This window comes from Streptomyces sp. 1222.5, from assembly GCF_900105245.1.
GTDB lineage: Bacteria > Actinomycetota > Actinomycetes > Streptomycetales > Streptomycetaceae > Streptomyces > Streptomyces albidocamelliae.
This window is the reverse complement of sequence record NZ_FNSZ01000001.1, coordinates 7,255,334-7,268,254: the sequence shown is the minus strand read 5'-3', so window position 1 is coordinate 7,268,254 and position 12,921 is coordinate 7,255,334. Positions and strand designations below refer to the sequence as shown.

The window sequence follows — 12,921 nt, the reverse complement described above, 5'->3', positions numbered from 1 at the left end:
CCCGTCAGGTGGCGAGCCGTCTGAGCTGCACCAGGCCGACCCAGGTCTCGGGTCGCGGGGTGGCCCAGGCGGCTCGCACCGCGTAGGGGCCCGCATCCAGCGGGATGCGGAGGTGTTCGATGCGCGGGGTGTCGCCGCCCTGCCGGGCTGAGTCGAAGAGGACGACGGGGCCGGGAACGGTCCAGCGGACCTCGTCGCCCCACTCGGCCTCCGCGAGCGCGGCCGGGACGGCGGCGAGCAGTTCGTCCTCGGAGTCCGCGGCCGACCAGCGCACGAGGGTGTGGTGCTCGGGCAGGTAGGAGGTGGAGGCCGGCTCGTCGCCGAGGACGAGGGCCGCGCTGTCGCCGACCGGCAGCAGGCCGATGTGTCCGACGACCTCGCACGCCCGGTCGTAGTCCGTGTCGAGTTCCTCGGTGTCGGCACCCGCCCAGAACGGCAGGACCGTCTCCGGTACGGCTATCAGCGGACCGCCGCCCGACTCCACCCACTCCAGCACGCCTGGATCCGCGTATCGAGCCATGGCGCAAGAACCTACACGGCGGGCCGTCAGCAGCCGCACTCGCCTTCCACGGGTGCCGTCAGCGGGTCGGCGTCCCGGCGGGCCGGCCCCTGCCAGGTCTCGTAGGGGAAGCCCTCGCGGACCCAGTACTCGAAGCCGCCGAGCATCTCCTTGACGCGGAAGCCGAGTTCGGCGAGGGCGAGGGCGGCGCGGGTGGCACCGTTGCAGCCGGGTCCCCAGCAGTACGTCACGACGGGCACGGACCGGTCGAGGAGCCGCTCGGCCTGCTCGGGGACGAGCGCGGTCGGCAGGTGCACGGCGCCGGGGACGTGGCCCTGGTCCCAGGACGCGGTGGAGCGGGTGTCGACGACGGCGAAGCCGGGGTCGGTGCCGGCCGTGAGGGCGGCGGCCACGTCGGAGACGTCGGCGTGGAAGGCGAGGCTCGCCCGGAAGTGGGCGGCGGCCTCGGCGGGAGCCGCGGGGGCGACACGGAGGACGGGGTTCTCGGAGGCATGAGTGATCATGCACGGAAATCTACGGTCCGGCGCCCGCGCCCTGAAGGGACGATCCACGGGCCTGCCCTTGCCCGGCCGGGGATTCCCCTGCTATCCATCCGGGATGACCGTGTATTCCCCGGACGCCACCGACTGGCGCATCCTCGAAGTCCTCCAGCGCGAGGGACGGGCCAGCTACGCCGAACTGGCCCGGGCGGTCTCCATGTCGCCGAGTGCCGTCACCGAACGGGTCCGGCGGCTGGAGGAGGCGGGCGTCATCCAGGGGTACGCGGCGGTCGTCGACCCCGAGCGGCTCGGACTGCCGATACTGGCGTTCGTGCGGCTCAGGTACCCGAACGGCAACTACAAGCCGTTCCACGACCTGGTCGCGGCGACGCCCGAGATCCTGGAGGCCCACCACGTCACCGGCGACGACTGCTTCGTCATCAAGGTCACCGCGCGGTCCATGTCCCACCTGGAGGAGATCTCCGGCAGGATCGGCGCCCTGGGCTCGGTGACGACGAGCGTCGTCTACTCCTCCCCGCTGCCCCGCCGCCCCCTGGGCCGCTAGACCGCCCCCCGCTGCCGCAGCACCGACCCCGTCCTGCCCTTGACGACCTCCAGTTGGCCGTGGATGCGGCGGCGGAGGTCGGCGACGTGGCTGACGATGCCGACGCTGCGGTCGCGTTCGCGCAGGGAGTCGAGGACGTCCAGGACCTCGTCGAGGGTCTGGTCGTCGAGGCTGCCGAAGCCCTCGTCGATGAAGAGGGTGTCCAGGCGGACACCGCCCGCCTCGTCGGTGACGACGTCGGCCAGGCCGAGGGCGAGCGCGAGGGAGGCGAAGAAGGTCTCGCCGCCGGACAGGGTGGCGGTGTCCCGCTCCCGCCCGGTCCAGGCGTCGACCACGTGCAGCCCGAGCCCGCTGCGGCCGCGTCCGGTGCGGTCGTCGGAGTGGACGAGGGTGTAGCGGCCCGAGGACATCCGCTGGAGGCGGACGGTCGCGGCGGCGGCGACCTGCTCCAGCCGGGCCGCCAGCACGTAGGACTCCAGACGCATCCGGCGTTCGTTGTCGGCGGAGGTGCCGGCGGTGAGGGCGGCGAGCCGGGCGACCCGGTCGTACTCGTCGCGGAGCGGCCCGAGGCGTCGTACGGCCTCGGCGGCCCGGGCGGACAGGCGGTCCAGCTCGGTGCAGCAGCGGGCGGCGGCGTCGCGCGCGGAGGCCGCCTCGCGCAGGCGGCGTTCCGCCGTGGCCGCGGTCCGCTCCGCCGCCGGCACGTCTGCGGCCGGGCGCTGGGCGGCGGCCGCGGTGTCGGCCTCGGCCAGCACCGCGCGTACGGCGGCCTCCTCCGTCTGCCAGGCGTCCAGGCGGTGCTGCAGCTCCCGGTGCGCGGCGTCGTCCAGGAGCGCGGCGGCGGCTGCCCGTGGGGTGTCGAAACCGGCCCGGTAGGCGGCGTCGGCGAGGCGGGCGTCGGCGTCCTTCAGCCGCTGGGCGGTGTCCTCGGCGGCGCGCGCGGCGTCGGCGGCACGGGTGAGCAGCGCCGCCTGCCGTTCCAGCTGGGCGGCACGGGTGGCCACGCTGTCCGCGGTGCCGCGCGCCTGCGTCAGCTCCTCCTCCAGCAGCGCCTGTTCCCGCTCCAGGGTCTCGCGCCGGGTGAGGCGGGAGGCGGTGCGGACGGCGGCCTGCTGGCGGTCGGCGAGGCGCCGCTCGCGCTCCTGTTCGGCAGCCCGCAGCTCCTCGTGGGCGGCGTGCAGCGCGGAGGCGTCACGGCGGGCGCGGGCGTGCTCCCGCTCCAGCTCCGCCGTCTGCGCTTCGAGCCGGTCGGTGGGTGTGTCGCCGGCCTCGGCGGTGGCGGCGGCCAGGGCCTCGCGGACGACGCCGAGGCGCCGTTCGTCCTCGGCGTGCTGCCGGTCCGCCTGCCGCGAGTCCGCATGGGCCCGTTCCTCGGCCTCCCGGTCGACGTGTCCGGCCACCTTGCGGGCCGGCGCGGGGTGCTCGGTGGCGCCGCACACCGCGCAGGGCTCGCCGTCGGTGAGGTGGGCGGCGAGTTCGGCGGCGATACCGTTCAGGCGCTGTTCCTTGAGGTCCAGCCAGTGGGCGCGGGCGTCGAGGGCGCTCTGCTCGGAGGCGCGGGCGCGCCGCCCGGCCGCTTCCAGGTCGGCGGCCAGCTCGTCCCGGGTGCGGGCGGCGGCGAGCCGGGCCGCCATCGGCTCCTGCCGTACGGCGAGCTGTTCGGCGCGGGTGGCGGCCTCCTGGGCGGAGTCGATGCGCGTCTGCAGGGCCGCGCGTGTGGTGTCCCAGTCCGCGAGCCAGGACTCCGCCTCGCGCAGCACGTCGTCGTCGGCGCGCTCCTGCCGGTCGAGCCCGGCCCGCTCCTCGATCAGGGCGGCGAGCCGCTGCTCGGCGCGCCGGGCGGCGTCCAGACCGCCCAGTTCCTCGGCGGCCCGGCGGGCGGCGCCGGCGAGCGATCCGGCGTCGGCGTCGGCGTAGGAGTCGGGCAGCAGGCCGCGCGCGTGCGCCTCGGCCCGGTCGGCCCGGTGGTGCTCCTCCTCGGTGACGTCCCGCAGCTCCAGCGCGGGTGCGACCGACTCCGCCTTGCGGGAGCGCTCCATGCGCTGCTGGGCCTCGCGGTGTGCACCGGCCCGCTCCTGGAGGCCCTCGGCGCGCCGGCGTGCCTCGGCGAACCGGTCCTGCAGCCGGGCGAGTTCGCGGGCGTCGCCGAGGACGCGCCGGGCCTCGGTGTGGGCGGACTCGGCCGCGCCGAGGCGGCAGTGGGCGACGGTGAGGCGTTCGCGGGCGGTCGCGCGGGCGACGGCGGCCGCCTGGAGGACGGCCTCGGCCAGGCCCGGCTCGCCGGGTGCCAGCTCGGGCAGCTCCATGGCGTCCCCGGCCGCCTGCTGCATGCGGTGGGCGTCGGCGAGCAGCGTCGCGTCGCCTTCCCGCACGCGTGCCTCGGTGGCGCGCCGGCGTTCGGCGAGTCGCTTCTCGACGTCGGCGAACCGCTGGGTGTCGAAGAGGCGGCCGAGCAGCCTGCCGCGGGCCTCGGCGTCGGCGCGCAGGAAGCGGGCGAAGTCGCCCTGGGGCAGCAGGACGACCTGGCAGAACTGCTCGCGGCTCATACCGAGCAGCTGGGTGACCTCCTCGCCGATCTCCTGGTGGGAGCGGCTGCGGTCCTTCCAGGTGCGGGCGCTGGAGTCGTACTCGCGCAGCCAGGTCTGCGCCTTGTCGACGGTGCTGCCCTTGCCGCGCAGCTTGGGCCGCTCCCAGGGTGGCTGCCGGGTGATCTCCAGCCGGCGTCCGGCGACGGTCAGTTCGAGGCGGATCTCGGTACGGGTGCCGGTCTCGGCGTGGTCGCTGCGCAGGTTCATGCCCTGGCCGCTCTGGCGGGCGCCGGGCACGGAACCGTAGAGGGCGTAGCAGACGGCGTCGAGGACGGAGGTCTTGCCCGCGCCGGTCGGGCCGTGCAGCAGGAAGAGCCCGGCGGCGGACAGGGCGTCGAAGTCGACGCGCTGCGAGCCGCCGAAGGGCCCGAAGGCGGTGATGTCGAGCCGGTGCAGCCTCACCGGGCCACCTCCCGTACGGCGTGGTCGGCGCGGACCGTGTCGAAGGCGTCCCGCAGCACGGCCGTCTCCCGCTCGTCGGGGCCGGCGCCGCGGACGTGGGCGACGAAGTCCTGGGCGATCTGCTGGTCGCTGCGGCCCGCGAGCCGCCGGGCGTACGACACCTGGGGGTCGTCCGGGGCCCGCTCGGGGGCGAAGACGAGGCTGAGGGTGTGCGGGAAGCGCTCGGTGAGCCGGGCCATGGGGTCGGCCGGGCGGACCGCGTCGGTGAGGGTGGCCTCGACCCACGCCTCCTCGTGGTGCGTCAGTTCCGGGTCGGCGAGGAGGTCCTCCAGGGTGCCTCGGATCCGGGCGAGCGGGCGCGGGACCGGGCAGTCGAGGCGCTCGGCGGCGACGGAGCCGTCGGCGGCGAGGTCGACCAGCCACATGCTCTTGCGGTGGTCGGTCTCGGAGAAGGAGTAGGCCAGCGGGGAGCCCGAGTAGCGCACGCGCTCGGTGATCGTCTGGCAGCCGTGCAGATGCCCGAGTGCCGCGTAGTCGACGCCGTCGAAGATCCCCGCGGGTACGGCGGCCACTCCGCCGACGGTGATGTCCCGTTCGCTGTCGCTCCCCCGGCCGCCGGTGACGAAGGCGTGGGCGAGGACGACGGAGCGGGTGCCCGCCACGCGCGTGGCGAGGTCGGCGCGGACGCGGTCCATGGCGGCGCCGAGCACGGCCTCGTGGCCGGCCCGGTCGACCGCGAACTCGTCCTTCACCAGGGCGGGTTCGAGGTACGGCAGGCCGTAGAAGGCGACGTCGCCGTGGGCGTCGGACAGCACGACCGGGGTGCCGACGGCGGACGGTTCGGTGCGCAGGTGGATGCCCGCGCGGTCGATGAGTCCCGCGCCGACGCCGAGGCGACGGGCCGAGTCGTGGTTGCCGGAGATCATCACCGTGGGCACGCCGAGACCGGCGAGGCGGTGCAGGGCCCGGTCGAACAGCTCGACCGCGGCGAGCGGCGGCACCGCGCGGTCGTACACGTCCCCGGCGACGACCACCGCGTCCACCTCGCGCTCGCGCACGGTGGCGACGAGGTGACCGATGAACTCGGCCTGGGCCCCGAGCATGTTCACCCGGTGGAAGGCCCGGCCGAGATGCCAGTCGGAGGTGTGCAGGAGTCTCATGATCCCCGAGACTAACGGCCGGGTCCGACATCACGGGCGGTAACTCCCGCCTTCCCCCCTTCACCCGGCTCTTTCCGCACCTGGCGTCCCCGCTGCCCCGCGGTGGCGGTCGCACGGGCTGGACGGACCGCCCGCGAACGGCCGTTGGAGTCTCGGACGAAGGGCGTGCAGGCCGCCTTCACGAGCGGACAAAACAGAAAGAAGCCGCTTTCTCGCCCATCGATGCGGACGGTTCACGTCTTTCGCCCCCTGCGTCCCGTGTGAGCGGAAGCACTCGGCGAGGGCGGGTCCCCGGAACCCGACCGCCCCGGCTCACGCGTCGCCGTACGCCTCTCCGCCCAGTTCGAGGGTCGCCGTGCCCGCCGTCGCGTCGGCGAGCCAGGCCCGGAAGGCGTCCACGTCGGCGTCCGGCAGGCCGATCTCCAGGGTGACCGACTCGCCGTAGCGGACGTCGCGCACCTCGCGTCCGGTGGCGCGGAGGTCGTTCTGGACCTTGCCCGCGCGCTGGTGGTCGACGGTCACCGTGGCCAGCCGGAAGCGGCGCCGGGTGATCGTGCCGAGCGTGTCCAGGGCCTCGCCGACGGATCCGCCGTAGGCGCGGATGAGTCCGCCGGCGCCGAGCTTGACGCCGCCGTAGTACCGGGTGACGACCGCGACGACGTAGCGCATGTCCCGGCGCAGGAGCATCTGGAGCATGGGGACGCCCGCGGTGCCGCCGGGTTCGCCGTCGTCGCTCGCCTTCTGCACCTGGGCGTTCGCGCCGACGACGTACGCCCAGCAGTTGTGGGAGGCGTCGGCGTGCTCCTTGCGGACGGAGGCGACGAACTCCTGCGCCTCCTGCTCGGTGGCGGCCGGGGCGAGGGCGCACAGGAAGCGGGAGCGGTTGACCTCGGTCTCGTGCACGCCCGCGCGGGCCACTGTGCGGTACTCGTCCTGCATCCCGTCAGCCTATGCGAGGCGGCCGCCGGCCATGATCGCGGTGCCGGCGCCCCCGCCCGGGGCCGGGGCGGCCTCCTCGCCCTTCCTCTCCCCCGGCTGTCTCTTCTTCTCCCCCGGCTACTTCTTCCCGCGCGGCACCATGAAGGACGTGAGCAGGGCGGTGCCCGGGCCGAGGGCGGGCCAGCCGGTGCCGCGCCAGGTCAGGATCGCGATCGCGGACGTCGGGAACTTGGCCCGCAGCCGCTCCAGCGAGTCGTCGAGTCCGTCGCCGGCCAGTTCCGCCACCAGTTCCTCGAGGCCGGGGTTGTGTCCGACCAGCAGCAGCGCCTCCACCTCCCGCGGGACCTCGCGCACGACGTCGAGCAGATCCGCCACGCCGGCCGCGTACAGCCGTCGGTCGTAGCGGACCGGGGGCGGGGTGCCCCATTCGGCGGCGGCCAGCTCCCAGGTGCGGCGGGCGCGTACGGCGGTGGAGCAGAGGGCGAGGTCGGGCAGGCCGCCGACCTCCGCGAGGGCGCGGCCCGCGGCCGGGGCGTCCCGCAGTCCGCGCGGTCCGAGGGGTCTGCGGTGGTCCTGGACCCCCTCGGGCCAGGCGGACTTGGCGTGCCGCAGCACCATCAGACGGCGCATCGGGCCGGCACCCGCCCGCTCGATCACGCGAGGGTCCCCAGGTCGCTGGGCAGGTCGAGGGCGAGCAGCCGGTCGGCGTAGACGTACGTCTCGAAGCGGGCGCCGTCGGGCACGCCGGGTGCGGTCTCCACGTCCCGCAGCACCTCCAGCACCGCGGGCAGGTCCAGATCGTCCTCCCAGGCTGCCCGCAGCCGTACCCGCACGTCCTCGGGCACCGGCCGCGAGGGCCTGCGCGCCCACGCGGCCACGGCGCGCCGCCAGTGGGTGAGCTGCCCTGCGGCCCGGTCGAGTCCGGCGCGGTCCAGGTGCACGGTTTCGCCGCGCGGCACCGAGAGCAGGGCCAGGCGCAGGGCGGCGGGGTCGGCGAGGAGGTCGGGCAGCGGGAGGCGCGGGGGCGCCGGGGAAGCGCCCGGCGGCACACCGGGGACGGCGTCCCGGCCCGCGTCGGAGTCCGCGGACGCGGCGCCGGGCCGTGTCCCCTCCGCACCGGCGTGCGGCCCCGGTGCCCCGGTCCACACCACCGGCGCCACGCTCGCGACCGGCCCCGGGCCCGGTACGGGTCCGCCGTCCCCGGCCACGACATGGATCGCCTGTGCCTCTCCCAGCCCGGACGCCAGGTCGCGGCCGTCCTCGAACGGGCGGATCGCCAGGGCCGTGGCGGCCGTGCGGAGCTCGGCCAGCCGGAGGGGCGCGGTGAGGATCGTCCAGACGGGGGTGCCGCCCAGTTCCAGGGCCCGGACGAGAAGGTCGGCGGTGAGCAGCACCCGCAGGTCCGTGGGGTCCAGGCCGGAGGCGTGGGCCTCGATACGGGTCAGGCCGCGCCGGGCGGGCGCGGCGGGGACGGGCTTACCGGTACGGGCGTCGAGGATGCGCAGCACGGGCCGAGCGTAGGCGGGCGGACGGCGCCGCGCAGGCACCTTGCCCCGATTCCGGTCACCGTGCCGGGGTACGGGGCGGGAATCAGCGCCCGGAGGGTGCTGTTGCCCGGACGAAGCAGACGGGACGCGGCCGGACGGGGAGGACCGGGCCGGCCGGCGGACCGACGACCCGACATCCCCCGGAGGCAGCCGGTGTACGGCGACGAAGCGACGATCCGCAGGATCCTGACCGAGCTGGGCGACACCTGGGCCGTGGTCGGCCTGTCCACCAACCGGAGCCGCGCCGCCTACGGGGTGGCGCAGGTGCTCCAGCGGTACGGGAAGCGGATCGTGCCGGTGCACCCGAAGGCCGAGACGGTGCACGGCGAGCAGGGGTACGCCACCCTCGCGGACATCCCCTTCGACGTGGACGTGGTGGACGTCTTCGTGCACAGCGAGCTGGCGGGCGCGGTGGCCGACGAGGCCGTGGCGAAGAACGCGCGGGCGGTGTGGTTCCAGCTGGGTGTGGTCGACGAGGCCGCCTACGCGCGGACCCGGGAGGCGGGTCTGGAGATGGTCATGGACCGCTGCCCGGCGATCGAAATTCCCCTGTTGCGGTGACCTGTCTCACCTTCTTCTCACAATTCACCGCTGAATATTGACATTCCGAGTTGATGTCTGACCTGTACGAAGACCGTCAGCGTGGCCGTTCCCAAGACAGGCAAGATCCTGGGTCAAGTTTTCCTAAACAGTCTTTTCGTGGCGCGGAATACCTTCCTAGCCTGTGGCGTCGTTCGTTAATTCTGCGTTCATGAACTGAGAGGCCACTTGACATGGCGAAAGTCGACGCCTTGCCACAGGCCACGACGGAGTCCGGCGGTCTGCGCCGGGACGTCGGACTGATCGGTCTGATGTGGGCCTCCGTGGGCTCCATCATCGGATCCGGCTGGCTGTACGGCGCCGAGAAGGCGGTCGTCGTGGCCGGCCCCGCGGCGATCATCTCGTGGGTGATCGGCACGGTGGCCATCGTGCTGCTGGCGCTGGTGCACGCCGAACTCGGCGGCATGTTCCCGGTCGCCGGCGGCACGGCCCGCTACCCGCACTACGCCTTCGGCGGCCTGGCCGGCATGTCCTTCGGCTGGTTCGCCTGGCTCCAGGCGGCCACCGTGGCGCCGATCGAGGTAGAGGCGATGATCGGCTACGCCGGTCACTGGAAGTGGGCCCAGGGTCTGCAGCACGCCGACGGCACCCTGACGACCAGCGGTTTCCTCTCGGCCGTCGTGCTGATGGCGATCTTCGTCGGTGTCAACTTCTTCGGTGTCCGCGCCCTCGCGCACACCAACAGCGCGGCCACCTGGTGGAAGATCGCCGTCCCGCTCGCGGCGATCTTCATCATCGCGGTGGGCAACTTCCACGGCAGCAACTTCACCTCGGAAGGCTTCGCGCCGTTCGGCATGAAGGGCGTCCTGGGCGCCATCAGCTCCAGCGGCATCATCTTCGCGCTGCTCGGCTTCGAGCAGGCGATCCAGCTGGCGGGCGAGAGCCGCAACCCGAAGCGTGACCTGCCGCGGGCGACCCTCGGCTCGGTGGCGATCGGCGCCGTGATCTACATCCTGCTGCAGGTCGTGTTCATCGCCGCGCTGCCGCACGCCTCGTTCGCGCACGGCTGGGCCAAGCTGGACTTCGCCGGCATCAGCGGCCCGTGGGCGGGCCTGGCGACCCTGGTGGGCCTCGGCTGGCTGGGCTGGGTGCTCTACGTCGACGCCATCATCTCCCCCGGTGGCACCGGCCTGATCTACACCACCGCCACCTCCCGCGTCTCGTTCGGCCTGGCCAAGAACGGCTACGCGCCGAAGGCGTTCGCCAAGACCGACAAGCGCGGCGTGCCGTGGTTCGGCCTGCTCATGTCGTTCGTCACCGGTGTGGTCTGCTTCCTGCCCTTCCCGAGCTGGCAGGAGCTGGTCGGCTTCATCACCTCGGCGAGTGTGCTGATGTACGCGGGCGCCCCGCTGGCGTACGGCGTCTTCTCCGACCGGCTGCCGCACCACGAGCGCCCCTACCGGCTGCCCTTCGGCAAGTTCATCTCGCCGGCGTCGTTCGTGGTCGCCAACCTGATCATCTACTGGGCCGGCTGGGACACCCTGTGGCGGCTGGGCTTCGCGATCCTGCTCGGCTACGTGCTGCTGGGTTCGTACGCCTGGTACGCCACCGCGAAGCGCCGGCCGGACGCGCCCCGGATGGACTTCAAGGCGGCGCAGTGGCTGCCCGGTTACCTGTTCGGCCTGGGCCTGATCTCCTGGCTGGGCGGCTTCGGCGGCCGTGGCACCATCCCGATGTACTGGGACATCCTGGTCGTGACGGCCTTCTCCGTGGCCATCTACTACTGGGCCAAGGCCACCGCCTCGAAGGCGGAGGCGATCGAGCGCAGCATCGAGGAAGTCGTGGTCACGGACATGCCCGCGCACTGACCCGCTCCCGCGTCACCCACGGTGTCCCGTCGGCTCGTCCGGCGGGACACCGTCATTATGCTGGCGTGATGTCTCCCTCCCCCCACACCGACTCCCCTTCCGCCGACCGCTTTCCGGTCGTCGTCCTGGGCGCCGGACCGGCCGGTCTGACCGTCGGCAACGTCCTGCGCGCCGCCGGTGTCGACTGTCTGGTCCTGGAGACCGAGACCCGTGCGTTCATCGAGCAGCGGCCCCGCGCCGGCGTCATCGAGGAGTGGGCCGTACGCGGTCTCGAACGGCGCGGGCTGGCCGGCGACCTGCTTCGCCGCGCGGAACGGCAGACCGAGTTCGAGTTCCGCTTCGCCGGCCGGGGCCACCGCTTCCCGTACCAGGAACTGACGGGACGTCACCACTGGGTGTACCCGCAACCGCTGCTCGTGACCGACCTCGTGCGTGAGTACGCCGACGTACGCGGCGGCGAGATCCGCTTCGGCGTGCGCGACGTACGCCTGCACGACCTGGACTCCGACCGGCCCTCCGTGTCGTACACCGACCCGGACAGCGGCGAACGCCGGCAGGTGACCTGCGATTTCGTCGCCGGTTGCGACGGGGCCCGCGGGGCGAGCCGGGCCGCGTTGCCCGCGCGGGCGCGGACGTCCCGGTACGACTACGGCATCGGCTGGCTGGCGCTGCTGGCCGAGGCGCCGCCGTCCGCCGACCGTGTGCTGTTCGGCATACACGCCGACGGGTTCGCCGGGCACATGCCCCGCAGCGCCGAGGTGACCCGCTACTACCTCCAGTGCCCGCCCGGCGACGACCCGGACACCTGGTCGCACGCCCGCGTCTGGGACGAACTCCAGCGACGCCTGCACGCGGCGGACCGCCCGCCGCTCGCGGAGGGGCGGCTGCTGGAGAAGCGCGTGCTGGACATGCACAACTACGTCGTCGAACCCATGGTGTTCGGCCGCCTCCTGCTGGCCGGCGACGCCGCCCATCTCGTCGCGCCGATCGCCGCGAAGGGCATGAACCTCGCGCTGCACGACGCGTTCCTGCTCGGAGACGGCCTCGTGGCCCAGCTGACCAAGGGCGACTCCGCGGGCCTGGACGGCTACTCGGAGACCTGCCTGCGACGCGTGTGGGACTACCACGAGTTCTCCGAGTGGCTCTCCGGGATCTACCACGGCGCCTCCTCCGGCGACCCGTACCGCACCGGGACCACGCTGGCCCGGCTGCGCCGGCTGTTCACCTCGCCGGCCGCGGCGGCGGCCTTCGCCGAGCGCTACCTCGGGACGGCCACCGCGTTCTGATCCCGGTGCCGGCCGGCTCGGACGGCGGCCGCCACCGCGCTCGTGCGGCCGCCGAGGCACAGGGCCGCTCCCGCGAGGGCGAGCAGGACGACTCCGAGTGCCATGGCCAGGTGGAGCCCGGCCGGCGGGGTGGCGCCCGCCGCCATGAGCGCGGTGGCTGCGCCGCTCCCGAGGACCGAACCCAACTGCCGGACCGTGCTGTTGACACCGGCGGCCGCGCCGGCGAGGTGGCCGGGAACGCGCCGCATCGCCTCGGTGGACAGCGGGGCGATCATGCAGCCGCTGCCGAGGCCCATGCACATCAGCGGCACGGTGAAGACCAGGGCCGAGGCGGAGCCCTGCGCGAGCGGGATCACCGCGACGAGCCCCGCGCAGAAGGACGCCGGCCCCGCGAGCAGCACCCGTCGGCCGCCGACACGGTCGCCCAGCCGCCCGGCGAGCGGGGAGACCACGAAGGACACCAGCGGGGACGGCGCGAGCGCCAGTCCGGCGTGGACGGCGGAGAAGCCGAGCACCTGCTGGAAGCAGAGGCCGAGCGGGAGTACCGCGGTCGGCTGCGACGGCGGATCCGGAAGAGGCCCTGGCCCTGCTGGAACGGCTCAGCGCCCTGCTTCGGTGACCGGCCCCTCGTCGCCGGCCGTCCCCGCTTCCCCACCGCGCTCGGCGAGCCGGTGGTCCGCCGTCCGCAGTGCCTCCTCGACCAGCCGGCGCAGATGTCCGTGGCGGAGTGAGTAGATCACCCGGCGGCCCTCCTTGCGCGTGTCCACCAGGCCGGCGAGCCGCAGCCGGGCCAGGTGCTGACTGACGGCCGGGCGGGCGGCGCCGCACGCCTCGGTGAGCGTGCCGACGTCGGCCTCGCCCTCCGCCAGGGCGTGCATCAGCGCGAGGCGGGTGCGGTCGCCCAGCAGGGAGAGGAGTTCGGCGGCGAGCGCGAACCGCTCCTCGCCCGTGCTGCGCGGGTGCGCATGGTGCGCAGGTGATAGGTGCATGCGTGCGCTCATACGCACATAATGGCTCCGTGGGCGCC

General features: G+C 74.0%; 12 protein-coding genes and 1 pseudogene. 4 read left to right on the top strand and 9 right to left on the bottom strand.

Going from position 1 to position 12,921, the window contains the following annotated elements; all coding sequences use genetic code 11:
* Window positions 1-4: 4 nt before the first annotated feature.
* Window positions 5-520 (bottom strand): Imm21 family immunity protein, encoded by a 516-nt coding sequence (locus tag BLW57_RS32945; protein ID WP_093479371.1) that lies wholly within the window; start codon window positions 518-520, stop codon window positions 5-7.
* A 26-nt stretch (window positions 521-546) separates the two neighbouring features.
* Window positions 547-1,023, bottom strand: a complete 477-nt coding sequence (locus BLW57_RS32940) for a rhodanese-like domain-containing protein (RefSeq protein WP_073895107.1) — start codon at window positions 1,021-1,023, stop codon at window positions 547-549.
* A gap of 94 nt (window positions 1,024-1,117) precedes the next feature.
* Here BLW57_RS32940 and BLW57_RS32935 point away from each other — a divergent pair, with 94 nt between their 5' ends.
* Entirely contained in the window at window positions 1,118-1,564 is a 447-nt protein-coding gene (locus tag BLW57_RS32935; protein WP_093479370.1) for an Lrp/AsnC family transcriptional regulator, read from the top strand.
* Here the strand turns inward: BLW57_RS32935 and BLW57_RS32930 are convergent.
* The 5 genes from BLW57_RS32930 to BLW57_RS32910 all read right to left on the bottom strand — a co-directional run bounded on the left by BLW57_RS32930 (window position 1,561) and on the right by BLW57_RS32910 (window position 8,161).
* Complete coding sequence (locus BLW57_RS32930) at window positions 1,561-4,554, bottom strand: AAA family ATPase (protein WP_093479369.1); 2,994 nt, start codon at window positions 4,552-4,554, stop codon at window positions 1,561-1,563. The genes BLW57_RS32935 and BLW57_RS32930 overlap by 4 nt on opposite strands.
* Window positions 4,551-5,714 (bottom strand): exonuclease SbcCD subunit D, encoded by a 1,164-nt coding sequence (locus BLW57_RS32925; protein ID WP_093479368.1) that lies wholly within the window; start codon window positions 5,712-5,714, stop codon window positions 4,551-4,553. The genes BLW57_RS32930 and BLW57_RS32925 overlap by 4 nt, the downstream gene beginning before the upstream one ends.
* 312 nt (window positions 5,715-6,026) lie before the next feature.
* On the bottom strand, window positions 6,027-6,653 hold the full coding sequence (locus BLW57_RS32920; protein ID WP_093479367.1) for a YigZ family protein: 627 nt from the start codon (window positions 6,651-6,653) through the stop codon (window positions 6,027-6,029).
* Window positions 6,654-6,770: 117 nt separating this feature from the next.
* Window positions 6,771-7,310, bottom strand: a complete 540-nt coding sequence (locus BLW57_RS32915) for a SixA phosphatase family protein (protein ID WP_093479366.1) — start codon at window positions 7,308-7,310, stop codon at window positions 6,771-6,773.
* Complete coding sequence (locus BLW57_RS32910; RefSeq protein WP_093479365.1) at window positions 7,307-8,161, bottom strand: hypothetical protein; 855 nt, start codon at window positions 8,159-8,161, stop codon at window positions 7,307-7,309. Before BLW57_RS32910 ends, BLW57_RS32915 begins: the two co-directional genes overlap by 4 nt.
* 192 nt (window positions 8,162-8,353) lie before the next feature.
* Here BLW57_RS32910 and BLW57_RS32905 point away from each other — a divergent pair, with 192 nt between their 5' ends.
* The 3 genes from BLW57_RS32905 to BLW57_RS32895 all read left to right on the top strand — a co-directional run bounded on the left by BLW57_RS32905 (window position 8,354) and on the right by BLW57_RS32895 (window position 11,894).
* Window positions 8,354-8,761 (top strand): CoA-binding protein, encoded by a 408-nt coding sequence (locus BLW57_RS32905; RefSeq protein WP_093479364.1) that lies wholly within the window; start codon window positions 8,354-8,356, stop codon window positions 8,759-8,761.
* 212 nt (window positions 8,762-8,973) lie between these two features.
* The gene (locus tag BLW57_RS32900) at window positions 8,974-10,608 is read left to right on the top strand and encodes an APC family permease (protein WP_093479363.1); all 1,635 of its coding nucleotides are present in this window, start codon (window positions 8,974-8,976) and stop codon (window positions 10,606-10,608) included.
* A gap of 68 nt (window positions 10,609-10,676) precedes the next feature.
* Complete coding sequence (locus BLW57_RS32895; protein ID WP_176985806.1) at window positions 10,677-11,894, top strand: 4-hydroxybenzoate 3-monooxygenase; 1,218 nt, start codon at window positions 10,677-10,679, stop codon at window positions 11,892-11,894.
* Here the strand turns inward: BLW57_RS32895 and BLW57_RS32890 are convergent.
* Both BLW57_RS32890 and BLW57_RS32885 read right to left on the bottom strand, forming a co-directional pair.
* A pseudogene (locus tag BLW57_RS32890) lies at window positions 11,867-12,427 on the bottom strand (MFS transporter); the annotation flags it as partial. The gene BLW57_RS32895 and the pseudogene BLW57_RS32890 sit on opposite strands and share 28 nt — an antisense overlap.
* 66 nt (window positions 12,428-12,493) lie before the next feature.
* On the bottom strand, window positions 12,494-12,895 hold the full coding sequence (locus BLW57_RS32885) for an ArsR/SmtB family transcription factor (RefSeq protein WP_256339641.1): 402 nt from the start codon (window positions 12,893-12,895) through the stop codon (window positions 12,494-12,496).
* Window positions 12,896-12,921: the final 26 nt, after the last annotated feature.